Consider the following 25847-nt stretch of genomic DNA (forward strand, 5'->3'; position numbering starts at 1 on the left):
CTTCATCGATCTCTACAAGATCAAGCCGCCAGGTTCGCCTGGCGGCTTTTTCTTTGCCGTCGGTTCGTCGCAACTGCCTGCCGCGATCGCCGCATTGAAATGGCGGATTATCGCCAGCCCGCCTGTCACCTTCCCGACATATTTCTCCATTCGTCGCATTCGTTTCGGTGCTGCCGGAACGAGCGCACCGCTTCCCAGTTCTGTGAGGGAGCGTGGGGTTGTTTTGAGGAAGGTGACGATAGTGGCGAACGAACAGGACAAGAGCCCCACGACAGGGCAAGAGTCGGACATCGGCAAGTCGGAGGCAACCCAGCAGCCGACCGGCCAACAGGATCGGCAACCCGAATTCGACCAGGACAAGTCGAGCGACCGGCCCGACGAGGGCCTGCAGGGCGAGACGGCGACCCAGCAGCGCACCGATATCGAGGGTGCTTCGCAATCGCCTGAGAAAGGTGAAGTGGAAAGCGGTTTCGTCGGATCGCAGGGCGATCAGGATAACAGCAGCGAATTGGTCGAAGACGATGAAGACCTCACCAAGGGCGGCCAGGGCGCTCCCGAAGGCAAGTAAACTCTGACCCCAACCAACTGGGCCGCGCTTTCATCCCCGGAGCGCGGCCCTTCTTTATGCGGTTTCGCGGGCCAGGTAGGCCGCCTCGCGCTCGACATATTGGGCGAAGCTCGGACGGGCGAGGATCGTCGCGACATAGGCGCAGATCTTCGGATAGCGCGCCTTGTCGATGGTCACATTGCAATGGCTGAAGTTGGCGAATGGCCCGGCGACCGACAGGTCGGCCAGGGTCAGCCGGTCTCCGACCAGATATCCGCTGTCGGGGATCACGGACTCAAGATAATCGAGCAGCGGCGGCAATTCGTCGCGCTCGGCGGTTTCCGCGGCGTTCAAATCGCCTTCCCGGCCGAGGAAGCGCGGCGCCACCACCTTGTTGAAGAAAATCTTGGCGCCGCAGGCGAATAGCAAGGTGTCGGCGAATTCGTCGAACCAGATCACCCGGCCCCGCTCCTCCGGATCGGCCGGGATCAGCTCGGGTTCGGGGTATTTGGCTTCGAGATAGTGGATGATCGCGCTCGAATCGGCCAGCTTGTAATCGCCGTCGATCAGCGCCGGCATCTTCCCGAACGGGCTGGCGGCGCGAAACTCGGGATCCGGATCGCCGAGCCCGGTCGGCCTCAGCTCAAAGTCTATGCCCTTCTCAACCGCGTAGGCGGCGACCTTGCGGACGAACGGAGACATGGTCGAACCATAGAGGATCATGACGGCACTCCCGCTTGCTGATGGTCCACGAAACTTCACAAATGTTCACGGTGACGAGACGGATTCGCGCCCGTCGGTCACTTGATGCGGTAGTAGTCCGCGACCCGGTCCAGCGCCAGCCCGAGCACCAGCTTGCCTGCCCGCGCCGGCCAGCCCAGCGCCGTCTCCGCATCGCGCATCCCTTCGCCCGAACAGACCACCCGCCACAAAATGTCGGACAGGCCCGGACCGGCTTCCGCCACCGCTCCTTCGAACCGCCGCCGCGCGTCGAGTTGCATGCCGCTAAGGTCGGGGAGGTTGGCCGGTCCGCCACGGCTCCTCGCCACCGGGGCAGCGTCCCATGTCATGGTCACGCGCGGCCCAAGCTGGCCCCGCTCCCAATCGATCCTTAGCTGCTCTCCGGCATCGAACTGGCGGCGGCTGACATGGCCGCGCGCATGGAGCCATCCCAGCGGGCTTTCCGCGAGGTTGACGGTTACCGACCGCGCTGAGCGGCGATTGCGGGAAGGCGCCGGATCGATCGGCCGTTCGGCCAGCAAGCGGGTTTGATTGGCGGCAGTGGATGTCATGCGGGTCTCCTTAAATGTCGCGAGTCGCTTTTCACTTGCCACAAGGGAGAATCTGTAGGACAGGCGAAAACCATATGGGTTCGCAATTAATTGATATAGATTAGTAGGCGTATGGAAGGCTCGGCATGATTACGCGGATCAGGGAAGTGCGCCGCGCGCGCGGAATGACGCTGGACGAGGTAGCGAGAGCCTGCACTCCGCCGACGACCCCGCAAACCATCGGCCGCCTTGAAACCGGGACTCGTACCGTCTCCGTCGGCTGGCTCAACCGCATCGCCTCGGCGCTCGGCGTCGATGCGGCGGACCTGGTCGACCATCCTGAGCCGGCCGAGCTTCCCGTCGTGGCGGTACTGGGCGGCAACGGAGCGGTTGCGCCGAAGCGCGAGGCGCTGGTTGTGCCGCCCAAGGTCGGCGCCGGTCAAATTGCGCTGACCGTGGCGGCCAGCAACGGCGATTATCGGTCGGGCGACGAAGTCTGGCTGGAGCGGATCGGACCCGACGAGTTTGCCCATGCGCTCAACCGCGACATTCTCGTTCCACGGCCTGCCGGCCGCTTCCTGTTCGGTCGCCTGATCGGGCGCGAGGATGGCAAGCTGCACCTGCTGCCGCCAGGGGCTGGCGGCCGCCAAAGCGTCGTCGCCGATCCGCCGTGGGCGGCGGTGGCGGTAAGGCTGGTGCGGGCGCTCTAGGCGCTTGCCCTGCCTCACGCGCCGTGGCATCGGCGCGCTTTCCGCGTCGTGCGGGCGCTTAGCTCAGTTGGTAGAGCATCTCGTTTACACCGAGAGGGTCGGCGGTTCGAGCCCGTCAGCGCCCACCATCGCGGCGGGATCAATGTCCGGGGGACATTGATCCGAGCCGCGATCCGCTAGATCGCTTCGCCAATGATTTTGTGGACCGAGACGACATCGGCCGCCTCAACCTCAAACGTCACATCAGGATTGAACTGGCGCAGTTCGATCTTCCCGTCCGAAAGTCTCACCAGTTCGCTGATCATCGACCGATCGCCGGTCAGCATGACCACCACATCGTCGCCGACGGCGACCGAGGCCGAGGGCGCCACCAGCAGGTGTCTCCCGGCCCGGAAGCGCGGCCACATCGCCACGCCCGCCATCGTCACCGCATAGGCGCTCGCGTCAGCTGCCAGCACCCTGGGACGATCGACGGCACCGGCAAGACTCGCGCGATCGGTCGAGTAAAGCTCGATCCTGCTGCCCGGCTCGCCCCACTCGCCGGCAACTTGGGAAGCGAACAATGGGATTTCGGGCATGGCGGCATCCCGCCAGCCGCGATTTGGGTCGGCCAGCGCGGCCCCGGTAGCTTCGTTCGGAGCCACCTGCCCGATCCTTAGCGCCTCGAATTCCGCCAGCGTCATGCCCGCCGCGCCAAGCAGCTTTTCCAGCGTCCGCCGTGACGGATTGCCGTGCCTCCTGAGATCTGCCCAGATGGTGCGGCTGACGCCGGCGGTGACCGCCCAGCCGTTGGCAGTCACTCCGTCGGGCTTGAACCGCATCAGCTCCTCGAACAGTCGCTGACCTCTAGTCATCGCGATCCAATTGCGTCCATTTCGGATCATGTTCCGATTGATCGGGCTCCAGCACAGCCATTATGTCAGATTTATCGAACAAGAGGCGACCCGGGATGACGATGCGGTCAAACAGCAGCGACCTTGCCGATCTCGCCGAAATAGCGGCACATCGCGTCGCTGGCGGCCGGCGCCAGCTCGACGAACACGCGGCGGCCGTCATGCGGGTCGGCGCGGCGCCTGAACAGGCCGACATGGGTCATCGCCTTGATCCACCGCAGCGCGGTCGTCGCGGGGACCGCGGCGGCGATGCACAGCGACGACACAGGCACACGGTGCTGCGCAATCTCCGCCTGCAACAGGTCGAGCAGCATGTCCCAGGCCGGATCGGCAAACAGCTCCTCGTCGAAGAAGCGGGCGCGCAAACGACGCGCACGGATGACCTGGCGTACCATGTCGAGCGAAATGCTTGGCGTTTCGCCCTTCGGCGGTTGCGGTCGTTCTGCGGGCGCATCGGGGCCGACCGACAGGCGGGCGAGAGTCGCGGCTATCCGGCTGACTTCATCCGACAATTGCCGGAGCCTGGCGGCGCTCGGCTCCTGCGAAACGTCCTCGGCGACGCCGCGAGATTTTCGAGAATTGCGCCACCTGGCCAGCGCCAGCGCCGCGGCCCGGTCCGCCGGCGTGCCATCGATCAGCAATTCAATGTCTGGATGTCGGACGCGCGCTGCGATCGGGTCAACGAGGGACCGCGGCGCGGCGATGATTGCCGGAAAATGCCCGGCGCCAACCTCGGAATCGATCCGATCGAGAATTCGGTCGAGTGCCTCCGTATCTTCTTCGAGCTCGAGCCAGACGGCTTCGGCGCTGGCTTGCTGGTCAAGCCGCGAAAGAAGCTGGTCAACCGCAACGTAAAAATATGGAGTATTTTCGCCGAAGGATACCGCGGCTCGGCGGGCAGCTCGCTCGGACGACGCCCCGATCAGGATTGGCGGCGAACCATATTCATCGAGCCGTGCCGCAACGGGAAAAACGCTCGCCTTCATCGTCTGCACCTCGTGACGAATGGAACCGAGCAGGATGGTTTTAGCGTCGAAAGCGGAGCGATGTCAGTGGAAATTGCCTCCATAATGACGCTCCGCAACATGGCCGGCTAAGCCACCGGACCTCGGAACTGTCATGGAGCGGGACTCCGTACCGCGGGAGGAGATCCGCGCCCTGTGGCTCGCCGAGCTTTCCGAGGCACTGGATGAGGCACTGATTCTGCTGGATCGGCTGGTTGCCGAGCGGATCGACCAAGTCGATGCCGATCTCTTGCGCGTCCAGATCGAGGAAATCCGGGCCGAACTTCGAGTTTTCTGGAGGCAAGGGCTGGCAGGCGGGACAAGACCATAGAACGCTGCGCTTGATTCATGCCGACCGGCGACTGACGACTGGCGCGAACTTAGACCCCTTCAGGCAAGTCTCCACCGCCGGCGAAGGGTTCCATGTACGGACCGATCGCCGGAGCTTCCCACCCGGCTGTCGCGCAAAAGCCGCGGTTGAGGAACGCCGCCTTGCCATATTGCAGGGGTTTGCCGTCGAGTCCGTCGACGCGGCCTCCCGCCGCTACCAGCACCGCATGCCCTGCCGCGGTGTCCCACTCGCTGGTCGGCGACAGGCGCGGGTAGATGTCGGCCTGCCCTTCCGCGAGGATGCAGAACTTAAGGCTCGATCCGATCGATACATGATCGCAAAGGCCGACCGCCTCGGCGAGATAATCGTCGGTCGCCTGGTTGTAATGCGACTTGGAAGCGATGGCGGCGCGGGTGTCGCCCAGCTCGCGGCAATAGATCGATCGGCGCGACCCGCCTTCGTCGATGAAGGCGCCCTCTCCGACCAGCCCGCCCCACAGCTTGCCAGTAACGGGCTGATGGACAACGCCCAGCTTGGGTTGGCCCTTCTCGATCAAGCCGATGTTGACTGTGTAATCATCTCCGCCACGCACAAACTCCTTTGTCCCGTCGAGCGGATCGACCAGGAAATAGGTGTCGTCGTGAGCGGGAATTCGACCCGCGGCGACCTCTTCCTCGGCGATCACCGGAATGCCCGGCGCGGCCTCGGCCAGGGCACGCAAGATCAGCTTCTCGGCTGCCCGGTCACAAATCGTCACCGGGCTTTGGTCGCTCTTGGTCTCGACCTCGAAGCCGGCCGCGACCAACTTCAAAATCTCTGCCCCCGCGACGCGGGCCGCGACGACCAGGGCTTCAAGGAGAATATGTTCGTCCAATTCACTCACCGTCACCCCAGCGGAGGCCGGGGTCCATCTGTGTGCCGATCTCCCAGCGCCGAAGCAATTCCCCGACATGGATGCCAGCCTTTGCTGGCATGACCGGGAATTAGCGAGGAGCCATCCGAATCCCGCCGTCCAGACGGATGCTTTCGGCGTTCAAATAGCTGTTCTCGACGATGAACACCGCCAGCCGGCCATATTCCTCGGCCTTGCCGAGCCGCTTCGGGAAAGGCACCTGCGCCGCCAGCGCTTCCTGAACATTGGGCGGCATCATTCCCACCATCGGCGTGTGAAATACGCCCGGAAGGATCGTGTTTACCCGCACTCCGTCGTTCATCAGGTCGCGCGCGATGGGCAGGGCCATCGCCAGCACGCCGCCCTTCGACGCCGAATAGGCCGCCTGGCCGATCTGGCCATCCTCGGCCGCGACCGACGCGGTGTTGATGATCACGCCGCGCTCGCCATCGTCGAGCGGATCGGTCTGGACCATTCCGAACGCCGAATAAGCGATGCAGCGGAACGATCCGACCAGGTTGATCCCGATCGCCAGCTCGAACTGGTTCATCGGGTAGCGCTTCAGCTCGCCCGTTGCCTTGTCCTTCCCGACCGTTTTCGCCGCGTTGGCGACGCCGGCACAATTGACCAGGATCCGCTCCTGCCCATGGGCGGCACGGGCCTTGTCGAACGCGGCGGCGACCTTCTCGTCGCTGGTCACGTCGACCTCGCAGAAAATACCGCCGATATCGGCCGCGACCTTCTCGCCCTTGTCGGCGTCGCGATCGAAGATGGCGACCTTGGCTCCCTTCGCCGCCAACGCCCGCGCGGTCGCCTCGCCGAGGCCCGATGCGCCGCCGGTAACGACTGCTGCTGTTCCGTCGATTTTCATTTCATTCTCCTCGTCATCCCGGGCTTGACCCGGGATCCGCCTTTTCTTCAGGCGGCGGTAGAAGGAAGGCAGACCCCGGATCAAGTCCGGGGTGACGGTTATTTCCCTGTCGGCTCCACCACCACCAGCACCGCATCCACCTGCACCTGCGCGCCGGCCTCGGCATTCAGTTCGGCAACCACGCCGTCGAACGGCGCGGCGAGTCCATGCTCCATTTTCATCGCTTCCAGCGTCAGCAAGCGTTGGCCCTTGGCAACCTTTTCGCCCTGCTTGACGTCAACGCTGGTAACCTTCCCCGGCATCGGCGCCAGGATCGCGCCGTCGCCTGCGGCCGCGCCGACATTGCCGCGTGCCGAGCGGTCGAATTCGTAAGCCTGGCCCTCGTAGAAAACGACCACGCGTTCGTCGTCGCGAAAGCCCGATACTGCCGCCATCGGCTCGCCGTCTTCCAGCGCAACGCTTTCAAAATTGCCGCTACGGCCCAGCGCAACGCTGACGTTTGGCGCGGCATTGAGCCGGAAACCGGTAAGTTCGCCGAGCGAGCCCTCTTCCTCCTCGGCCACCGCAACCGCTGCCGCGCCACGCCACAGCGGCCCGTCAGGTTCGGGGTCGGGCACCAGTTCGCCAAGCTGCCGCTCGATGAAGCCGGTATCGATCCGGGCAGCGCCAAAGTCATCGTCGAGCAAGGCGTTGAACAGGAAACCCGCGTTGGTCCTGACCGGCCAGACCTCGACCTCGTCCAGGATTCCGGCCAGCTCGCCGATCGCTTCGGCGCGATCCTCGCCCCAGGCGACCAGCTTGGCGATCATCGGGTCGTAGAAAGGCGAAATGGCATCGCCCTCTTCAACGCCGGTTTCGATGCGGCCTTCATCGCCCAGGTCGAAATGTTCGAGCCGCCCCACGCTCGGCAAAAATCCCTTGGCCGGGTCCTCGGCGTAGAGCCGTGCCTCGATTGCCCAGCCGTCGATCGATAGTTCTTCCTGTTTCCTCGGCAGCTTCTCGCCGCTCGCGACGCGCAGCTGCCATTCGACCAGGTCCTGGCCGGTGATTTCCTCGGTCACCGGATGCTCGACCTGCAGGCGCGTGTTCATTTCCATGAACCAGATGCGGTCAGCCTTCAGGCCCTTGGACGCGTCGGCGATGAACTCGATCGTCCCGGCGCCTTCGTAATTGACCGCCTTGGCCGCGCGCACCGCCGCGCCGCACACTGCCTCACGCGTTTTCTCGTCCATGCCCGGCGCGGGCGCTTCCTCGATCACCTTTTGGTGGCGCCGCTGCAGCGAACAGTCGCGCTCGAACAAATGGACGACATTGCCATGGCTGTCGCCGAACACCTGAACCTCTATGTGCCGAGGCGAGAGAATATATTTCTCGATCAGCACCCGGTCGTCGCCGAAGCTCGACGCCGCCTCGCGCTTGCAGCTTACCAGCGCGTCGTCAAAGTCCTTGGCCGTATCGACCCGCCGCATGCCCTTGCCACCGCCGCCCGCAACTGCCTTGATCAGCACCGGATAGCCGATCGCGTCGGCCTCCTTTTTGAGGCGCTTCGGATCCTGGTCCTCACCGAGATAGCCCGGGGTCACCGGCACGCCGGCGTCGGCCATCAGCTTCTTGGCCGCGTCTTTCAGGCCCATGGCGCGGATGCTGTCAGGCTTCGGCCCGACCCAGATGAGGCCGGCCTTGATCACCGCCGCCGCAAAGTCTGCGTTTTCGCTGAGGAAGCCATAGCCCGGGTGGATCGCCTGCGCCTTGGTGGCCTTGGCAGCGGCGATGATCTTATCGCCGACCAGATAGCTTTCGCGCGCTGGAGATGGGCCGATATGTACGGCCTCGTCGGCCATGCGGACGTGCAGCGCCTTGGCGTCGGCGTCGGAATGGACCGCAATCGTTCTGATCCCCATTTTCCGCGCGGTGCGGATGATCCGGCAGGCGATCTCGCCGCGGTTGGCGATGAGGAGCGACTTGATCACTCCGCCGCCTCCATCCGCATCGGCTCCTCGGCCACCATTGCTTTCAATCCCAGCTTGGCAAGCATGGCGGAATCGGCGCTGTCGCCGGCGTTGGCGGTGGTCAGCAGCTTGTCGCCGGTAAAGATGCTGTTGGCGCCGGCCAGGAAGCAGAGCGCCTGGGTGCTCTCGGACATGCTCTCGCGGCCGGCCGACAGGCGGACCATCGATCGCGGCATGGTGATGCGCGCCACCGCGACGGTGCGGACGAACTCGATATCGTCGATCATCCTCTCCCCGGCGAACATGTCACCCAGCACCGTGCCCTTGACCGGGACCAATGCGTTGATCGGGACGCTTTCCGGATGGCGCGGCAGGGTCGCCAGCGCGTGAATTAAGCCGACGCGGTCGTCGCGACTCTCGCCCATGCCGACAATCCCGCCGCAGCAGACGGCGATCCCGGCCCCACGCACTTCTTCCAGCGTATCGAGCCGCTCCTGAAAGGTCCTGGTGCTGATGATCTCGCCATAATGCTCGGGCGAGGTGTCGATATTATGGTTGTAATAGTCGAGGCCTGCATCCTTGAGCGCCCGTGCCTGTGTGGCCGTCAGCATGCCGAGCGTCATGCAGGTCTCTAGGCCCATGGCCTTCACCCCCGCCACCATTTCGCACACCTTGCCCATGTCGCGGTCCTTGGGCTCCCGCCACGCCGCGCCCATGCAGAAGCGCTGCGAACCATGGGCCTTGGCCTCCGCCGCGGCAGCCAGCACCGCATCGACATCCATCAACTTCTCGGCCTTCAGCCCCGACTTGGCGTGCGCAGACTGCGAGCAATAGCCGCAGTCCTCCGGGCAGCCGCCGGTCTTGATCGACAGGAGGGTGCAAAGCTGAACCTCCCCCGCCGCGTGATGCGCCCGATGTACCTCAGCCGCGCGAAACACGAGTTCGGTGAAGGGGAGGTCGAAGAGGTCCGCGATTTCGGCGCGGGTCCAGTTGGTCTTCATCATGGCCATCACATCCTGAACACGCCGAACTGCGGCCGGTCGGGGATCGGGGCGTTCAAACAGGCCGCAAACGCCAGCCCCAGCACATCGCGGGTCTGCACCGGGTCGATGATCCCATCGTCCCACAGGCGCGCGGTGGCATGCCAGGGGTTGCCCTGCGCTTCATAATCGTCGCGGATCGGCTGCTTGAATTCCTCCGCCTGCTTGGCCGTCCATTTGGCCGCGTCGGCATGGACCGTGGCCAGCACGCTCGCCGCCTGCTCGCCGCCCATCACGCTGATCCGGCTGTTGGGCCAAGTGAACAGGAAGCGGGGAGAATATGCCCGGCCGCACATGCCGTAATTGCCGGCACCAAAGCTTCCACCGATCAGGACGGTGACCTTGGGCACGGTCGCGGTGGCGACGGCGGTGACCAGCTTGGCGCCATGCTTGGCGATCCCCTCTGCCTCATATTTGCCGCCGACCATGAAGCCCGAGATATTCTGCAGGAACAGCAAGGGGATGCGCCGCTGGCAGGCGAGCTCGATGAAGTGAGCGCCCTTTACCGCGCTCTCGCTGAACAGCACGCCATTGTTGGCGAGAATCGCGACCGGCATGCCCCAGATATGGGCGAAGCCGCATACCAGCGAAGAACCGAACAGCGGCTTGAACTCGTGGAACTCGGATGCGTCGACGATCCGCGCGATTACCTCGTGCACGTCGTAGGGCGCTCGCACATCCTCGGGGATGATCGAGTAAAGTTCTTCGGCGTCGTATAGCGGCGGCCGAGGTTCGCGTAGTTCGACCCCTGCCCCCGCTTCAGATCCAAGGTGCGACACAATGTCGCGGACGATGGTCAGCGCATGCTCGTCATTTTCTGCGAGATGGTCGACCACGCCCGATTTGCGGGCATGAAGGTCGCCGCCGCCAAGCTCTTCGGCGCTAATCTCTTCGCCCGTCGCCGCCTTCACCAGCGGCGGCCCGGCGAGAAAGATCGTGCCCTGGTTGCGCACGATAATGCTCTCGTCGCTCATCGCCGGGACGTAGGCGCCGCCGGCCGTACAGCTGCCCATGACGCAGGCGATCTGGGCAATGCCCTTCGAGCTCATCTGCGCCTGGTTGAAAAAGATTCGGCCGAAATGGTCGCGGTCAGGAAACACCTCCGCCTGGTGCGGCAGGTTCGCGCCGCCGCTGTCGACCAAATAGATGCAAGGCAGCCGGTTGGCCTCGGCAATCTCCTGCGCCCGGAGATGCTTTTTCACCGTCATTGGAAAATAGGTGCCGCCCTTCACCGTCGCGTCATTGGCGACGATCATCACCTGCCGGCCCGAAACTCGCCCAATGCCGGCGATCATGCCTGCGCCGGGCACTTCGCGATGGTAAAGGTCGCAAGCCGCGAGCTGACCGATCTCCAGGAAGGGCGAACCGGGATCGAGCACCCGCTCGACACGGTCACGGGGCAGCAGCTTGCCGCGCGACACATGGCGTTCGCGCGATTTTTCATTGCCGCCCTTGGCCGCCTTGGCGACGTCCTTGCGGAGCTTCTCGGCCAGCGCGCGGTTGTGTGCGGCGCGGGCCTGCGCCTCGTCCGACGACAGGTCGATCTTCGTGTCGAGCCGCGGTGCGCTCATCCCTGTCACATCCCCGTTTGTCGAAACCTTCTGGAGCCCTGCGCGTAGCGTCCCCAGTGCGACTTGCAAAGCGGTGGCTTCAGACTGCCGGCATCCATTGGGAGAAGAATATGCGCACCAAGCTCTACGCCCTGCTGCTCGCCAGCGCTGTCCCCGCGCTCGCTATCAGCGCCTGCAAGGGCACGGCCGACAACCAGACGGAAAAGGCGGCGGTCAGCGCCTCGGGCATCGATCTTGCCGCGATGGACAAGAGTGTGAAGCCGGGCGACGATTTTTACGCCTACGCCAATGGCGGCTGGATGAAGGCCACTGAAATACCGGCCGACCGTAGCTCTGTTGGCGGCTTCTACATCGCCGACCAGGTGCGCGAACAGCACGCCAAGGAACTGATCGACGGCATTTTGAAGTCCAATCCGGCGGCCGGCAGCGACGAGGCCCGCATCCGCGACTTCTACAACGCCTATGCGAACACCGACGCGATCGACAAGGCCGGCATGGCCCCGGCCAAGGCCGACCTCGATGCGATTGCCGCGATCGCCGACAAGCGCGCGCTCTCAGCCGCGATCGGCTCGACGCTTCGCGCGGACACCGATCCGCTCAACGCGACCAATTTCCAGACCGACAATCTGTTCGGCATATTCGTGACCCAGGGTCTCAGCACGCCGGGAGAGCAGATCCCCTATCTGATGCAGGGTGGCCTCGGCATGCCCGAGCGCGAATATTATTTGAGCGGCGATGTAGACATGGCCGGCCTTCGCGCAAAGTATCGCACCTATGTCGAAACAGTGATGAAGGAAGCCGGGAACGCCGATCCCACCGCCGCGGCCGACCGCATCATCGGGCTGGAGACCAAGATCGCCCAGGCCCATGTCTCGCGCCAGGAAAGCGAAGATTTCGCCAAGGGCGCCAAGGTCTGGACCCGCGCCGAGCTGGAGAAGAATGCGCCGGGCATCGACTGGGCAGCGCTGCTAGACGCGGCGCAACTGGGCAGCGTCCAGAAGTTCCAGGCCTATCATGCCGGTTCGATTCCGAAGCTGTCGGCGCTGGTGGCTTCGCAGCCGCTTGACGCGTGGAAAGACTGGCTGGCGTTCCACACTCTGAACCAGCAAGCGAGCGTGCTGCCCAAGGCGATCCGCGACGCGAGCTTTGCCTTCAACGGCACCGCCCTTGGAGGCGCCAAGGAGCAGCGGCCGCGCGATGCTTTGGCGCTCAACGCGGTCGGCAACCAGCTGCAGGATGCGGTCGGCAAGGCCTATGTGGCCAAATATTTCCCGGCCGAGAGCAAGACCGAAATCCAGGGCATGGTCGAAAAGATCAAGGCAGCCTTCGCCCAGCGCGTACAGGCGCTCGACTGGATGGCGCCGTCGACCAAGCAGGAAGCACTCAAGAAGGTCGAAACCATCGTCGTCGGAGTGGGCTACCCCGACAGCTGGCGCGATTATTCATCGCTGACCGTCAGCCCGACCGACGCCTATGCAAACGTCAAAAATGCCGGCCTTGCCGAGTACCGTTACCAGATTGGCAAGATCGGCAAGCCGATGGACCGGGCCGAATGGTGGATGCCGCCCCAGCTGGTCAACGCGGTCAACCTGCCGGTGCAAAATTCCCTCAATTTCCCGGCCGCGATCCTGGTCCGGCCGTTCTTCGACCCCAAGGCCGACGCGGCGTTCAATTATGGCGCGATCGGCGGCGTGATCGGTCACGAGATCAGCCACAGCTTCGACAATAATGGCGCCTTGTTCGATTCTACCGGCGCTCTGCGCAATTGGTGGACGCCGGCTGATTTCGCCAGGTTCCAGAAATCAGGCGACGCGCTGGCCAAGCAATATGACAGTTACGAGCCATTCCCCGGCCTGCACATCAACGGCAAGCTGACGCTGGGCGAGAATATCGCCGACGTCGCCGGCCTGCAGGCAGCCTATGAGGCTTATCGCGCCAGCCTAAACGGCAAGGAGGCGCCGGTGATCGACGGCTTTACCGGCGACCAGCGCTTCTTCATCGCCTATGCGCAAAGCTGGGCGACCAAGATGCGCGACGAGGCGTTGAAGGCGCGCATCGCGACCGACGGCCATTCGCCCGGCAACTACCGCGCGCTCACCGTCCGCAACATCGACGCCTGGTACACCGCCTTCAACGTGAAGCCGGGCGACAAGCTTTATTTGGATCCCAAGGATCGCGTGAAGGTTTGGTAGATAGGGCGGCGTCATCCCGGACTTGATCCGGGATGACGCCTGATTTCAATCCCGTGAAGAATCGTGGACTTGTTCCTGCATCCGCTCCGCCCGGTCCAGGATATAGCTGACGATTGCTGACCGTTCCTTCGGCGTGAAACGAGAGAAATGGTTGCGAGCGACATCGGACATCATTCCGAGGTCCTTCTTCACCTTGCCCTCGCCGGTGGTCAGAAGGCGCGTCAGCTCGGCCTCCGAATAAGTGCCGGCGATGTTGAGATTGGGCGTGAAGCCCTCATAGCCCTGCAGCTTGCTATTGTGGCAGGAGGTGCAGGTCGTCTGGACCAGATATCGGCCAAATTCATGTTGCGGCCCTAGGTCGGGCGGAGGCTCGGCCTTGTAGCGCGCAACCTGCTGCTGGGAATTGCCGAAGCCGCGCTCCAGGTCCTCCTGAAATCCCTTGCCCTTCTTGATTGGCGGCAGTTGCGTGCCCTCGGGCTTGAACGTCCGGAGGTAGGCGATCACTGCGTCGAGGTCGGCATCGCTCAGGAACTGGAGGCTCTCGACCGGCATGAACCAGAATTCGCGCCCGTCCTTGGGCACGCCGTCGCGGAGCAACCGCCTGAAATCGTCATCGCTATATTTGGCCAGCAAGAGCGTGATGTTGGGTGCGTTCATCTCGCCATAGCTGGGATCTCTGGCGGTTACGTTTTGGCCCTGCAGATTGGACTTGTGGCAGCCCGTGCAGTCGAGGATCGTAGCAAGGCGCTCGCCATGCGCCAATTTGGCCGCCTCGTCCTTATAGTCGCCGCCTTCGTAAGTAAGCGCCGCCGGCTTGGCCGGCTCCTCTTTTTCGGCTTGTGGATGACACGCGGCCAGGCCGGCCAGCGCCAGCAACATCACGACATTTCTCATCGCGATCCCCCCTAATGGGGAGCGTCTTAGCCCAATTTTGGCTACGCTCCTATGAGTTCCCGCCCGATCAGCATGCGGCGGATCTCGTTGGTACCGGCACCGATATCAAGCAGCTTGGCGTCGCGGTAATAGCGTTCGACCGGCCAGTCCTTGGTGTAACCGGCGCCGCCAAGCGCCTGGACCGCCTCATTGGCGACCTTCACCGCATTCTCGGAGGCCAGCAGGATCGCGCCCGCCGCATCGAACCTGGTGGTCCGGCCGGCATCGCACGACTTGGCGACCTGGTAGACGTAGGACTTGGCCGAATTGAGCGCGACATACATGTCCGCCACCTTGGCCTGCATCAGCTGGAAGCTGCCGATCGGCTTGCCGAACTGCTTCCTCTCTCGGACATAGGGAATGACCGTGTCGAGGCAGGCCTGCATGATGCCCAGCTGGATACCGGCAAGTACCGTCCGCTCGTAATCGAGCCCGCTCATCAGCACGCCGACGCCGCCATTTTCCGGCCCCATGATGTTCTCTGCCGGGACGAAACAATCGTCGAATACCAGCTCCGCGGTCTGGCTTCCACGCATGCCCATCTTGTCGACCTTCTGGCCGATCGAGAAGCCTTCCATGCCCTTTTCGATGATGAAGGTGGTGATGCCGCGGCTGCCTTCCTCCGGCGAAGTCTTGGCATAGACCACCAGCACGTCGGCGGAGGGTGCGTTGGTGATCCAGAATTTGGTGCCGTTGAGGCGATAACCGTTGCCCGATTTCTCAGCCTTGAGCTTCATTCCGACCACATCGCTGCCGGCGCCGGCCTCGCTCATCGCCAGCGACCCGACATGTTCGCCGCTGATCAGCTTGGGGAGATATTTCTCCTTCTGCTCCTGGTTGGCCCAGCGGCGGATCTGGTTAACGCAAAGATTGCTGTGCGCGCCATAGCTGAGGCCGACAGAAGCCGAAGCCCGCGCCACTTCTTCCTGGGCCACGACATGCTCGAGATAGCCGAGACCGAGGCCGCCCCATTCCTCCTCGACGGTGATGCCATGCAGGCCGAGCTCGCCCATCTGCGGCCATAAGGCGATGGGGAATTCGTCTTTCTCGTCGATCTCGGCGGCGATCGGAGCGATCTGCTCGCGGGCGAAGCGCTCGGTCGTCTCGCGGATCGTGTCCGCCATTTCACCAAGGCCGAAATCGAGGCCGGGCATGTCGCTCATTTATTCTCTCCTGTCGCGGGCGCGCTAGCAGAGACGAGCGAGTCTTGTCAGCCCCGCTAACTGGCTTTCGGCGCTGGCGCGGCAGGGGCCGGTTCGGGCGGCGGCGGCGCCGTCAGCGGCTTTACCGAGCCGCGATGGCAGGTGAAGCAGGTCACCTTGACGTTGGAAAAGTCGGTGACCCCGAAATCCTGACCGTTGATGCGGTGGACCATCGCCAGCATCTTGCGCGCCGTCGCTTTCTCCGGCTTGGCGTCCGAAGCGAAGTCGAACGTCGGCGGCTGGCCCTCAGTCCCGACATGGCAATGGGTGCAGCGCACGCCCAATGCCTGGGCGAACCCCTTCATATTGTTGATCAGGTCCGGCCGGCTGATGTCCTTCGGGAAGACCTGGAGGTTCTTGAAAGGTGGCGGCGCGGGAGCGGTTGTTGCCGGCGGTGCCTGGGCGGTCGCAACGGCCGCAACGAATGCCGCGCATCCAGCGGCTAGAGCCAACTTTTCCCTGTTCATGAAGCCCAGCCTATCATGCATCGACTTGATAGCAACGGGTCAATTGAACCCGCGCTCCAACACGCTTATGTGCGCTGCAACAACGTCATTGCGAGCCCCGCCGAAGCGGGGAGTGGCATTCCATGGATCGCCGCGTCGCCACACTCCTCGCGATGACGAATTAAGGAGCCAATTGCATGTCCGATTCCGTCGTCATCCTGTCCGCCGCCCGTACTCCGATGGGGTCGATGCAGGGCGCCCTCGCCGATGTCGCCGCCACCGACCTCGGCGCTACAGTCGTCAAGGCTGCCGTCGAGCGCGCCGGCATCAGCGGCGACGAGATCGACCGGATCTACATGGGCTGCGTGCTTCCCGCCGGCCTCGGCCAAGCCCCGGCGCGCCAGGCGGCGATCAAGGCCGGCCTGCCCAAGTCCGTCCAGGCGACCACGGTCAACAAGGTCTGCGGATCGGGCATGCAGACGGTGATCATGGCTGAGGAAGCGCTGAAGGCCGGCAATGCCGACGTGATTGTCGCCGGCGGCATGGAGTCGATGACCAACGCCCCCTACCTGCTCAAAAAGCATCGTTCGGGCGCGCGCATCGGCCATGACACCGCCTATGACCATATGTTCCTCGACGGGCTCGAGGATGCCTATGAGCCTGGCCGGGCGATGGGCACTTTCGCCCAGGAAACCGCCAACCAGTATCAGCTGACGCGCGAGGATCAGGACAATTATTCGATCGAGAGCCTGTCGCGCGCCAAGGCCGCGATCGACAGCGGCGCGTTCAAGGACGAGATCGTGCCGGTGGTGATCCAGGGCCGTGGCGGGGAGACCGTGGTCGACACCGACGAGGCCCCGGGCCGAGGCCGTCCGGACAAGATTCCGACACTGAAACCGGCTTTCGCCAAGGACGGCACGATCACCGCCGCGACCAGCTCATCGATTTCCGACGGCGCCGCCGCTTTGGTGCTGGCCCGCCAATCCGACGCCGATGCCAAGGGGTTGAAGCCGGTGGCGCGCATCGTCGCATCGGCTGCTCATGCCCGCGAGCCGAGCGAGTTCACCATCGCACCGGCGGGCGCGATCGAGAAAGCGCTGAAGAAGGCCGGCTGGAGCGTCGAAGACGTCGACCTGTTCGAAGTCAACGAGGCGTTCGCTTGCGTCGCCATGTTCGCCATGCGCGACCTCGGCATCCCGCACGAGAAGATCAACGTCCATGGCGGCGCAACCGCACTCGGCCACCCGATCGGGGCCAGCGGCGCGCGGCTGATCGTGACGCTGATCGGAGCGCTCAAGGCCAAGGGCAAGAAGCGCGGCGTTGCCTCGCTGTGCATCGGCGGCGGCGAAGCCACCGCCGTAGCGGTGGAATTGGTATAGAGCCGCAAAGCTGCTAACAGCGCCTCCTCGCTAAACAGGGAGAGAGGCAATGCGGATCGTTATGACTTCGCTGGCCGTACTGGCGCTTGTGGCGTGCAACAAGCCGGCGGAAACCACCAACGACGTGAACGCGGCGGACGCGAATATGGCCATGGATGCCAACGTGGCGGCGGACGCCAACATGGCGACTCCAGCCGGTTTCCAGATCAACGAGACCAGCTGGGAATTCACCCGCGATGGCAAGGCGCACAAAGAGACGATCGATGCCAGCGGCAATTACGTTGCGTGGTCGGGTGACAAGCATGTCGACCATGGCACCGCTGTGATGAAGGATGGCAAGGCCTGCTTCACCAGCGCGATGGACAAGGAAGGCGAAGTTTGCTGGACGACGTCGCCAACCGAAGTCGGCCAGAGCTTCGATACGACCAGCGACAAGGGCGAGAAGCTGACCGTCACACGGATCGCCTTCCTTCCCGTTCCGGAAGCGGTCAAGCCGTAAGGCCTCGGAAAGCAGCGGCGAAACGGGGTTTTAGCAATGCAACAGGCCGCGCTGACCATATCGGCCGTCCTGCTCGCCACGACCATGGGCGTTCACTCGGTGATTGGTCAACGGCGTCTGATCCGCCCGTTGCTCGATGAAGAATCAGGGGTGATGAAGCATGCGCTCGCTCGCTTCATCACCCCTTTTGCGTGGCACCTCACCAGTGGGATTGGACTGGTGCTGGCCGCAATATTGCTTGCCTGGGCCTGGGCGCCGGACCGGGCACTGGCCATCGGCCTGGCCGCCACCGGGATTGTCTTTACCGCCAGCGGCCTGATCGACGCGATCGGCAGCCGGGGCAAGCATATCGGCTGGGTGCCGCTGACCCTGATCGGATTGAGCGCCTTGGCTGCATTATTCGCAGCCTAGCGCGGCATCAGCATGCCCTTCCTGGCAATGATCACGAAGCTGGCGAGCAGCTGCAGCAGCGCGACGGACGACAATAGCGCGAGCGGGCTCAGCCAGGCGACGTAATCCAGGTGAGCCAGCGTGCCCCAAATGCACAGGAACAGCATCGTCACCTGAAACGTCACCGCAGCCGTTTCCAGACCCAGTTGGCGAGTAAGCTCGTCGATCCTCTTCGAACTGATCCAGCCGGCAATGACGACCCCGCCGAAACAGACCGCAGCGGCAGTCAGGACCATCCCGCGGCCCATGGGCGCCGCCCCTGTGCGGTAAGTTGCAAGCAACAGCAGGAAGATGCCGGTGAGGACGAATACGACTGCCGCCGGGATCAGCTTGGGACTTTCCTCGCGGATTTCCTCGGCGTCTTCGACATTGAGGAAATGAGCGCCAGCCTTAGGTGAGGCGAGGCCGGCCGCGACAATCAGCCCGATCAGCACATAGCTGACGCCCGCGACGATCGTCACCATGATCGCCGGATCCTTGAGATCCATATGCGGCTTGCCGACGAAGGCGATGAATGCGCTGACCGCGATCGCGCCGACGATCGCGCCGCCAAACATCTGCCCGATCAACACCCGCATCTTATTCTTTTCCGCTACGCCGCTCACTCTTCGGTCTCCCCGTTCCAATGGTCGATGAACAGCTGATCGACGGGCACGACGAACAGTTTCGCCATGCGCAGCGCCAGCGGGAGGCTCGGGTCATATTTATTGGTTTCGACGGCGTTGATCGTTTGGCGCGATACGCCCAGGCGCCGGGCCAGCTCGCCCTGGCTCCAGCCCATTTTCTCGCGGTAACCCTTGACTCGATTCTCCATACCCCATGGGTATGTAAAGAATGTTTGACAGTCAAGAGTTCTTGACAGGGCTATTTCGGATCGTAGGCGATGCACTCGACCTCGACCAAGGCGCCGAGGGCCAATCCATCGGCGCCAAATGCGCTTCGCGCCGGATATTTGCCGTCGGGGAAATAGGTCACGTAGACCTGGTTGAAGGCCGGCCAATCCTTCATATCGTCGAGCATCACCGTACATTTGGCGACGTCGCCCCAGCCGAGGCCTGCCGACTTCAGCGCATTGCCGAGATTGTCCATTGCCAGGTGTGCCTGCGCTTCCATCCCGTCGCCCAGCTTGCCGTCAGCCGTGATGCCAAGCGCGCCCGATAGATAAACCGTGTCGCCGGCCCGGACCGCGCTGGAGAAGGGCAGCCGCTGCGTGCCGAGCATCGGCTCCCCGATCCGTTGAATGCCTTCTGCTTGAGCCATGGTCGAAACTCCCAATAGCGCGAGTGTGATGAAGAGCTTCATCAATCCCCCATTCGTCACCCCGGCCTTGAGCCGGGGTCTGCTTGTGTTTGCACCAATGAGGAAAAGGCGGATCCCGGGTCAAGACCGGGATGACAGAAAGGAAACGGCGGCCCCTTTCGGAGCCGCCGTTCCTTTTGTGCAGGCTTACACCTTCCCGGCTTAGCCCCGTTCCGGCTCCGGCGGAGGCGGCGGCGGCGGAGGCGGCGGGGGCGGAGGCGGACAGCTGTCCGTCGCCAGGATCACCGAGCCGTCCGGGCAGGTCTGCGTCGCCGGAGGCGGCGGCGGTGGCGGCGGCGGAGGCGGCGGCGGGGCCGCTACCTCGTGCGAGCCGCCAAGTCTCCAGCCGGCCTTGACGCCGAAACCACTCACATCGCCCAGGTCGCCCCAGACAGCCAGGATCGGGCCGGAGCTGTTCTGGGCGCCGATGCCGGCTTCCAAACGGCCCCAGGTGCCGCGACCCTTGCTTTCGATCGTGTCGAAAGCCGTGCCGCTGATCAGATCGAGATCCGTGTCGCCATCGAACTCGTGGAACAGCGTGGCTTCGACGAACGGAGCGAACATCCCGCTACCGAACCCGGCCCGGGCGCTAAGGTGCCCGCGCGTGCTGGAAACGCTATCGAAGTCGAAGCCGATCGTGCCGACCGCGAAGTCGTCGATCTTCGATTTGACGTGGGCGATGCCCGCGCCAAGGTCGAAGTTCATCGACCCGGAAACGAAGCGGTAGCCGGCCTGACCCTGGATACCGAAGCTCTTGAAGTCCGGATCATTGGTCGCATCGACGAACAACGGATTGTCGAAGTCGACCTTGGCCTTGTCGTACTTGACCAGCAGGTCGGCATAGAAGCCGGTCCAGCCGCCATACATGGCATAGGCACCGATATTCCAACCCTTGGCTTCAAAGTCGGACGCGGAGTTTTTGAGATTCGCATCCGCCCGCTCGTAGCCGCCGGTCAAGCCGACTACGAAGTTGCTGCCGGCCATGTAATCGACACCAGCCTGGATGCCGGTACGCTTGGTCTCCAGATTGTCGACCTCGAAGTTCGTGTCGAACACCGTGAAGTCTTGGCCGTCTACCTTGTCCCGGCTCCAGTAAGCCTGGCCCCAGACGCCCAGTCCGCCGGTACGGCCCGCGCCCAGGTCGGTCCGCCGCAATGCCGCATAATTGCGGTAAATGTCGGCCGACTGGTACCACATGTTCTGAGCCACTTCCCCAAGCACAACCGGCTCGATCGCCGCGATATTCGGCACCGAGTTGAGGAAGTAATCGGTCCCGATCTGTTCGAGGCTGAGGTCGATCAGGCCGATGTTGGTCGTGCCGAGCGTGAAGTGAGACGAGAGGTCGGTGGTATCGACCACCATCACGCCGTCCGGATTGATCGTGATGTCGGCGGTTGGCTCGACCAGGATGCTGGTCGATCCGGTCGTGGCGCCGCCTATGATCAGCAGGTCCGCATCGGCCCCGCTGTAGTCGATCGCCAGTTCCGCGCTGCCGGTACCATTATAGGCGTTGGTAATCGTCAACTGGTCGTTGGTGGCGCCGTCGACCATGTCGATCAACCCGCCATTATTCACCACGGTGGCGAGGCTGGTCAGCACCGTGACACCGCCGACAGCCCGGATCGTGCCCGTGCTGTTGAAGGTAGTGGTGTCGGGGAAGCTGGTCGTGCCCGTGCCGAGGTTGAGCAACCCGGCGTTGTTGAAGATCTCGAGGTTGTCGAAGACCGTCCCGTTGACCGTGTTGATCGTGTTGCTGTTGTTGTTGAGCGTGTCGGTGCCGAGACGGAAGTCGCTGACCCCCGACGCGTTCCACGTGCCATTGATGTTCACCACATCGTCGTTGTCGGTGAGGTCGATGAACCCATTCAGCACACCGCCCGCTGCAACGTTGACCGTCGCGGCGCCACCGTCGACATTGACCGACGGACCCGAGGCGCTGACGGAGCCGGTGATATTGATCACCGAAGTGCCCGCAGTGGTCGAGAAGATGCCGGTACCGTCGGCCGCATCGGTCACGCCGGAAGCGTTGATGACGATGTTGCCGCTGGTGCTGGTCGCGACGATCGCATCGGTCGCCGCCCCTTCTACCCTGGAGCCACCGATGTTCAGCGTCTGATTGCCGCTGGAGGTGGTGACGGACACGCCAGTGCTGCCGTCACCGAGCGTGTCGACCTGGCCGGTCGTGAGAACGACCGCGCCGGTACCGCCGTTGACCTGGACGCCAATCGCGCCGGTGCCTTCGGTCGATACATCGCCGGTTTCAAACGTGATTGCATTCACGCTGTTCAGCTGCAGGCCAACTGACCCGTCGCCGATGGTTGAAATGTCACCAACCGAACCGTCGATCGTACCCGTCGCATTGATGAGGCCGCCAAAGCTGTCGGTGCCGGTGGTCGTGAGGTCGCCGCAAGTTACGTCGGCATTGCCGAACGCAGTGACCGTCAGCGCATTCGAACTGTCGGCCGTGGTCGACAAGTCACCGCATGTGACAAGCGCATTGCCGCTGAGCGCATTGACGCTGAGCGCCAAGGTGCCTGCGGTCGTTCCGCCAGTCGAAATGTCGCCGGTGGTAACATCGGCCGAGGACCCGGTCGCTAAGACGCCATATGCGCCCTCGCCGGTGGTTGTGACATCGCCAATGTCCACCGTCAGCGCCCCAACTGCGAACAGGTTTGCGCCGTACGAACCGTCGCCGGTTGTGGTGATGTCGCCGGCCGTCACCGTGCTGGTCGTGCCGGCGAAGGTGGTCAGCCCGTAGGCATTTACGCCCTGGGTGGAGATATCGCCGACGGACGTGACGTTGCTGGTGCCGCCAAAAGTGTTGGCGCCAAAGGCGCCATCACCGAGCGTCGTAATGTCGCCCGCGGTGGTGACATTGCTGGTGCCTGCGAAGGTTACGACGCCGTAGGCGTCAGTGCCCTCTGTCGAGACATCGCCGAGGACCGTGACGTTGGTCGTTCCACCGAACGTATTGGCGCCAAACGCTCCATCACCAAGCGTAGAAATGTCGCCCGTGGAGGTAACATTGCTCGTTCCCGCAAAGGCTAGGACACCGAAGGCGTCCGTGCCTTCCGTCGAGATATCCCCGGCGTTCGTGACGTTCGTCGTGCCGCCGAAGGTATTGAGACCATAGGCGCCATCGCCAAGCGTTGTGACGTCGAGGACCGTCGTGGAATTGGCGCCGCTCGCGAAGGAATTGACGCCATATGCGTCCACGCCTTCGGTCGATACGTCGCCTGCCGCGAAAGTTACCGTGGTCCCGCTGAGGGCGGCTCCGTAGCTGTTTGCCCCAAGCGTCGAGATATCCCCGGCTGTGAGGTCGATCGTCGGAGCATTGGCGTTCAGTGCATAGCTGTCGTCGCCGTCGGTCGAGATATCGCCGATCGAGCCGTCGATCGACGTCGTGCCGACCAGCGTCACGCCGGTGCTTGTCGTACCTTCAGTCGAGACATCGGCGAGATCGAGCAGGATGTCGGTCGCCGATATATTGACGCCCTCGCTGTCGTTACCCGTTGTCGATACGGTCCCGCCGATCGTAACGTCCGCGGTTGTACCCGCGACAATCACGACGCCGTCGGAATCGAGCCCCTGGGTGTCAACCGCCCCGGCAATGTCGACAATGGCATTGCCCGAAGCGTTGACATTGACGCCGTCCGACGTGTCGCCATCGGTCGATACGCTTGCCACGGTTACGTCGGCATCACCCGCCGTTGCGTCGACATCGACACCGATGGACGTAGCGCCGCCCGTCGAAACCGCGCCGGCCACCAGCGTGACGCCGTCGCCGCTGGCGGCTACACCATAAGCGCCAACGCCATTGGTGGTAACGTCGCCAACTGTCGTCGAATTGTTGAATCCGGCCGCGGCCGCGGTGTTGATACCGTAGCTGCCGTCACCGGACGTCGTGATGTCGCCGACCGTCGCGTCGACCGCACCCGCGCTGTTGATGTCAACACCAAAGGCATTTGAAAGATTGGTAGTGACGTTACCGGCGTGAAGCGTTGAATCGCCGGTGGTCGACGTCACCTGGATGCCATAATTATTGTCGCCATCGGTGGTAACGTTTTCGACCGTGAGATCGACCGTACCGCCGGTGACGCTGGCGCCGTAGCTGGCGTCCGCATTAATATCGCCAGCAGTCGCGACCACATCGCCCGGCGCAGTGATCGTCAGAGCGGCGCTATTCGTGCCCGCGGTCGAAATGTCGCCAGCGGCCAGATTGACATTGCCACCCGACGTGATGGTCACGCCGTCCGAAGCGTTTCCGCCTGTCGTAGTGACATTGCCGACCGTCAGATCGACGTTGCCGCCAGCCCCGACCACAATGCCGCTGGCGTCGACTCCAGCAGTCGTAATGTCGCCCACGATGAAGTCGACGTTGCCGCCTACGTCGATCAGGACGCCATCGGCCGAATCCGCGGACGTCGTCGTAACGTCGCCAATCTCACCGCCGAAATTGCCGATCGCACTCACATCGACAGCGTCGCTGCTGTCACCATGCGTAGTGACATTCCCGCCATTCAGAGTCGCGTTGGCGGCTGAACTGATGTCGATGCCGTCCGATGAGTCGTCGCCCGTCGTGACGCTGGCGAAAGTGACATCGGCATCGCCAGTGTTGGAAACCGCATTGATGCCAACCGAGTTGGTGCCAGCCGTACTAACGGCTCCAGTAGTCAGGTCGACCGTCGCGCCTTCGGCATAGACGCCGCCTGCATTGTCGCCCAGGGTCGTGACGTCGCCAACTGTCGTACTGTTGGCGTTCGTGGCGACGGTCGATGCGCCGACCGCGCCATCCTCGCTGGTCGAAATATCGCCGGCGGTGACGTCGATCGAATCGCCGGTGGCGATCAGTCCGTTATCGGTCGAGGTAATGTTCCCCACCGACGCGCTCACCGCGCCCGTGCCGGTAAGCAGCACGCCTTCCGAATCCGCCCCGGTGGTCGTTACGTCGCCAATGGTTGCGTTGATGTCGACGCCGGCGGCCGTAACGCCGTCGGCGTTAGCGCCCGCGGTCGACACATCGCCGCCAGCCATAGAGACATTGCCGGTCGCCGTTGCCAAAACACCGTAGCCGCCGTCCCCGGCGGCCGTGACATCGCCGAATTGCAGCGCTGCGTCACCGCCCTGCGCCTGCACCTGAATGCCATAGCCATCCACGGTCGTGACATTGTCGGCCGTTAGCGTCGCATTCCCGGCGCCGACAACTGTGATGCCAGAGCCCGTGCCGGTAACGTTTACGTTTCCGTCGACCACCGCCACGGCATTGCCGCCGGTAGATTGCACCAGCACGCCGTCGCTGTCGGACGTAACCGATCCGGTAACCGTCGTATTGTCACCCGCGGAAACGGAGACGACGCCCGCGCTGCCCGCTCCAGTTGCCGAAATATTGCCCAAGGTCAGGACGTTAGTTCCGCCCGCCTGTACGAAGGCGCCTGGGCTTCCATCGCCGGTTGTCGTGATGTTCCCGCCAACGATGGTTGAATTATTGCTCGAAAAGGCGACAAGGCCATATGCGCCTAGGCCACTGGTCGTAACATTGTCGAACACCAAGGTCGTGTCGACGCTTCCGACGCCATAAACACCGAACGCTCCATCCCCGGTGGTCGTCGTGCTGCCGACCGAGAAGATTGACGTTCCACCAGATCCGAATGCGTAGCCGTAGGCGCCTGCGCCCGCCGTCGACGTGTCACCATTGTAGGTGACGGTCAGGTCGTTGACTGCGGTTGCCGCCAGACCATATTCACCGGCACCCGTCGTGTGGATCGGACCGTTCCCGGCGCTGACCAGCGTGACCGTCGAGCTATCCGGATCCTGTGAGAAGAATCCGGGACCGCTAACGCCGCTGTTGACCACGGTGGTGGCATCGACAAAGCCAGACGCGATCGGCGTTACGCCATCGACGCAGCTTACGGCTGTGCCGGTCTGGGTGCAGGTCGTCGTCTGCGCCGCCGCTCCGGTGGGAAATGCGATCAGCGCTAAGGCACCGCATACGCCCGTAGCAGCACTGCCGAGCAGCCGATCACGTACGGTCAAGTTCTTCATTGAAAACCCCCTGTTTATGGCGCCACCGAGCACGACGCGTTTTGTCCGATGAACCAGCAACGACAAGAAAGGCATCGGGTTCCATCCCGATGCGACCCTAAGTCGATTTTGATTCAATTATGTTGCATCGACATCACTTTTGACCCGCCGGCTTGTAACTTGCAAGAAATCACCAAGCAAGATTTACATCCAATTATGACGTTGTTGTTAAAAGATGACGGTTAAAGTCGCCTATCCGACACAAAGCCGCATTCGCGTAACAACCACTCAGTTAACACGATAGTCATCGGTGATTGTTTATTGAAATCGACTGTTAAATTCGCTTG

Annotated in this window: 24 protein-coding genes and 1 tRNA gene; 8 read left to right on the forward strand and 17 right to left on the reverse strand. The window is 63.2% G+C overall.

The features are described 5' to 3' along the window. Positions 1–12: 12 nt before the first annotated feature. Complete coding sequence (locus LZ518_RS06340; protein ID WP_249915168.1) at positions 13–150, reverse strand: hypothetical protein; 138 nt, start codon at positions 148–150, stop codon at positions 13–15. Between the two features lie 91 nt (positions 151–241). On the opposite strand from LZ518_RS06340, the gene LZ518_RS06345 reads away from it, so the two are divergent. After that, on the forward strand, positions 242–568 hold the full coding sequence (locus LZ518_RS06345) for a hypothetical protein (protein WP_249915169.1): 327 nt from the start codon (positions 242–244) through the stop codon (positions 566–568). Between the two features lie 54 nt (positions 569–622). Here LZ518_RS06345 and LZ518_RS06350 read toward each other — a convergent pair whose 3' ends face one another. Both LZ518_RS06350 and LZ518_RS06355 read right to left on the reverse strand, forming a co-directional pair. Next, a complete protein-coding gene (locus LZ518_RS06350; protein ID WP_249915170.1) occupies positions 623–1270 on the reverse strand; it encodes a glutathione S-transferase family protein in 648 nt (215 codons plus the stop codon). 77 nt (positions 1271–1347) lie between these two features. After that, entirely contained in the window at positions 1348–1839 is a 492-nt protein-coding gene (locus LZ518_RS06355; protein WP_249915171.1) for a DUF6456 domain-containing protein, read from the reverse strand. A gap of 125 nt (positions 1840–1964) precedes the next feature. Here LZ518_RS06355 and LZ518_RS06360 point away from each other — a divergent pair, with 125 nt between their 5' ends. Both LZ518_RS06360 and LZ518_RS06365 read left to right on the forward strand, forming a co-directional pair. Next, complete coding sequence (locus tag LZ518_RS06360) at positions 1965–2528, forward strand: helix-turn-helix domain-containing protein (protein WP_249915172.1); 564 nt, start codon at positions 1965–1967, stop codon at positions 2526–2528. Positions 2529–2580: 52 nt separating this feature from the next. After that, positions 2581–2656 (forward strand) — tRNA-Val (locus LZ518_RS06365). A gap of 48 nt (positions 2657–2704) precedes the next feature. On the opposite strand, the gene LZ518_RS06370 is transcribed toward LZ518_RS06365, so the two are convergent. After that, a complete protein-coding gene (locus LZ518_RS06370; protein ID WP_249915173.1) occupies positions 2705–3382 on the reverse strand; it encodes a S24 family peptidase in 678 nt (225 codons plus the stop codon). Positions 3383–3489: 107 nt separating this feature from the next. Further along, positions 3490–4407 (reverse strand): winged helix DNA-binding protein, encoded by a 918-nt coding sequence (locus LZ518_RS06375; protein WP_249915174.1) that lies wholly within the window; start codon positions 4405–4407, stop codon positions 3490–3492. A gap of 133 nt (positions 4408–4540) precedes the next feature. On the opposite strand from LZ518_RS06375, the gene LZ518_RS06380 reads away from it, so the two are divergent. After that, complete coding sequence (locus LZ518_RS06380; RefSeq protein WP_249915175.1) at positions 4541–4756, forward strand: hypothetical protein; 216 nt, start codon at positions 4541–4543, stop codon at positions 4754–4756. A 49-nt stretch (positions 4757–4805) separates the two neighbouring features. Here the strand turns inward: LZ518_RS06380 and cysQ are convergent, their stop codons facing one another. The 5 genes from cysQ to LZ518_RS06405 all read right to left on the reverse strand — a co-directional run bounded on the left by cysQ (position 4806) and on the right by LZ518_RS06405 (position 11079). Next, entirely contained in the window at positions 4806–5639 is an 834-nt protein-coding gene (gene cysQ / locus LZ518_RS06385) for a 3'(2'),5'-bisphosphate nucleotidase CysQ (RefSeq protein WP_249915176.1), read from the reverse strand. Positions 5640–5739: 100 nt separating this feature from the next. Next, positions 5740–6519, reverse strand: coding sequence for an SDR family oxidoreductase (locus tag LZ518_RS06390; RefSeq protein WP_249915177.1), 780 nt, complete (start codon positions 6517–6519; stop codon positions 5740–5742). A gap of 98 nt (positions 6520–6617) precedes the next feature. Then, positions 6618–8489 carry an acetyl/propionyl/methylcrotonyl-CoA carboxylase subunit alpha gene (locus LZ518_RS06395; protein ID WP_249915178.1) on the reverse strand — a complete coding sequence of 624 codons (1872 nt, stop codon included), beginning with the start codon at positions 8487–8489 and terminating at the stop codon, positions 6618–6620. After that, positions 8486–9478 carry a biotin synthase BioB gene (bioB, locus tag LZ518_RS06400; RefSeq protein WP_249915179.1) on the reverse strand — a complete coding sequence of 331 codons (993 nt, stop codon included), beginning with the start codon at positions 9476–9478 and terminating at the stop codon, positions 8486–8488. Before bioB ends, LZ518_RS06395 begins: the two co-directional genes overlap by 4 nt. Further along, the gene (locus LZ518_RS06405) at positions 9478–11079 is read right to left on the reverse strand and encodes a carboxyl transferase domain-containing protein (protein ID WP_249915180.1); all 1602 of its coding nucleotides are present in this window, start codon (positions 11077–11079) and stop codon (positions 9478–9480) included. Before LZ518_RS06405 ends, bioB begins: the two co-directional genes overlap by 1 nt. 56 nt (positions 11080–11135) lie before the next feature. Between LZ518_RS06405 and LZ518_RS06410 the strand changes: the two genes are divergently transcribed. Further along, the gene (locus tag LZ518_RS06410) at positions 11136–13271 is read left to right on the forward strand and encodes a M13 family metallopeptidase (RefSeq protein WP_249915181.1); all 2136 of its coding nucleotides are present in this window, start codon (positions 11136–11138) and stop codon (positions 13269–13271) included. Between the two features lie 45 nt (positions 13272–13316). Here the strand turns inward: LZ518_RS06410 and LZ518_RS06415 are convergent, their stop codons facing one another. From LZ518_RS06415 to LZ518_RS06425, 3 genes are all read right to left on the reverse strand, one after another. Further along, entirely contained in the window at positions 13317–14165 is an 849-nt protein-coding gene (locus LZ518_RS06415) for a cytochrome c (protein WP_249915182.1), read from the reverse strand. Between the two features lie 41 nt (positions 14166–14206). Then, positions 14207–15358, reverse strand: a complete 1152-nt coding sequence (locus LZ518_RS06420; RefSeq protein ID WP_249916516.1) for an isovaleryl-CoA dehydrogenase — start codon at positions 15356–15358, stop codon at positions 14207–14209. A 65-nt stretch (positions 15359–15423) separates the two neighbouring features. Then, positions 15424–15873: a c-type cytochrome gene (locus LZ518_RS06425; RefSeq protein ID WP_249915183.1), complete on the reverse strand. Its 450-nt coding sequence runs from the start codon at positions 15871–15873 to the stop codon at positions 15424–15426. 176 nt (positions 15874–16049) lie between these two features. Between LZ518_RS06425 and LZ518_RS06430 the strand changes: the two genes are divergently transcribed. The 3 genes from LZ518_RS06430 to LZ518_RS06440 are packed head-to-tail and all read left to right on the forward strand — an operon-like array spanning position 16050 to position 18141. Beyond that, positions 16050–17231 (forward strand): thiolase family protein, encoded by a 1182-nt coding sequence (locus tag LZ518_RS06430; RefSeq protein ID WP_249915184.1) that lies wholly within the window; start codon positions 16050–16052, stop codon positions 17229–17231. A gap of 49 nt (positions 17232–17280) precedes the next feature. Further along, positions 17281–17730: a hypothetical protein gene (locus tag LZ518_RS06435; RefSeq protein ID WP_249915185.1), complete on the forward strand. Its 450-nt coding sequence runs from the start codon at positions 17281–17283 to the stop codon at positions 17728–17730. A gap of 36 nt (positions 17731–17766) precedes the next feature. Further along, a complete protein-coding gene (locus LZ518_RS06440; RefSeq protein WP_249915186.1) occupies positions 17767–18141 on the forward strand; it encodes a hypothetical protein in 375 nt (124 codons plus the stop codon). Here the strand turns inward: LZ518_RS06440 and LZ518_RS06445 are convergent. The 4 genes from LZ518_RS06445 to LZ518_RS06460 all read right to left on the reverse strand — a co-directional run bounded on the left by LZ518_RS06445 (position 18138) and on the right by LZ518_RS06460 (position 25521). Then, a complete protein-coding gene (locus LZ518_RS06445; protein WP_249915187.1) occupies positions 18138–18785 on the reverse strand; it encodes a hypothetical protein in 648 nt (215 codons plus the stop codon). The genes LZ518_RS06440 and LZ518_RS06445 overlap by 4 nt on opposite strands. Continuing rightward, positions 18782–18994 (reverse strand): helix-turn-helix transcriptional regulator, encoded by a 213-nt coding sequence (locus LZ518_RS06450; RefSeq protein ID WP_249915188.1) that lies wholly within the window; start codon positions 18992–18994, stop codon positions 18782–18784. The genes LZ518_RS06445 and LZ518_RS06450 overlap by 4 nt, the downstream gene beginning before the upstream one ends. A 50-nt stretch (positions 18995–19044) precedes the next feature. Continuing rightward, positions 19045–19482 (reverse strand): RidA family protein, encoded by a 438-nt coding sequence (locus LZ518_RS06455; protein ID WP_249915189.1) that lies wholly within the window; start codon positions 19480–19482, stop codon positions 19045–19047. Between the two features lie 159 nt (positions 19483–19641). Continuing rightward, entirely contained in the window at positions 19642–25521 is a 5880-nt protein-coding gene (locus tag LZ518_RS06460) for a hypothetical protein (RefSeq protein ID WP_249916580.1), read from the reverse strand. Positions 25522–25847 lie beyond the last annotated feature (326 nt).

Origin of the sequence: Sphingomonas brevis (assembly GCF_023516505.1) — a bacterium.
Lineage (GTDB): Bacteria > Pseudomonadota > Alphaproteobacteria > Sphingomonadales > Sphingomonadaceae > Sphingomicrobium > Sphingomicrobium breve.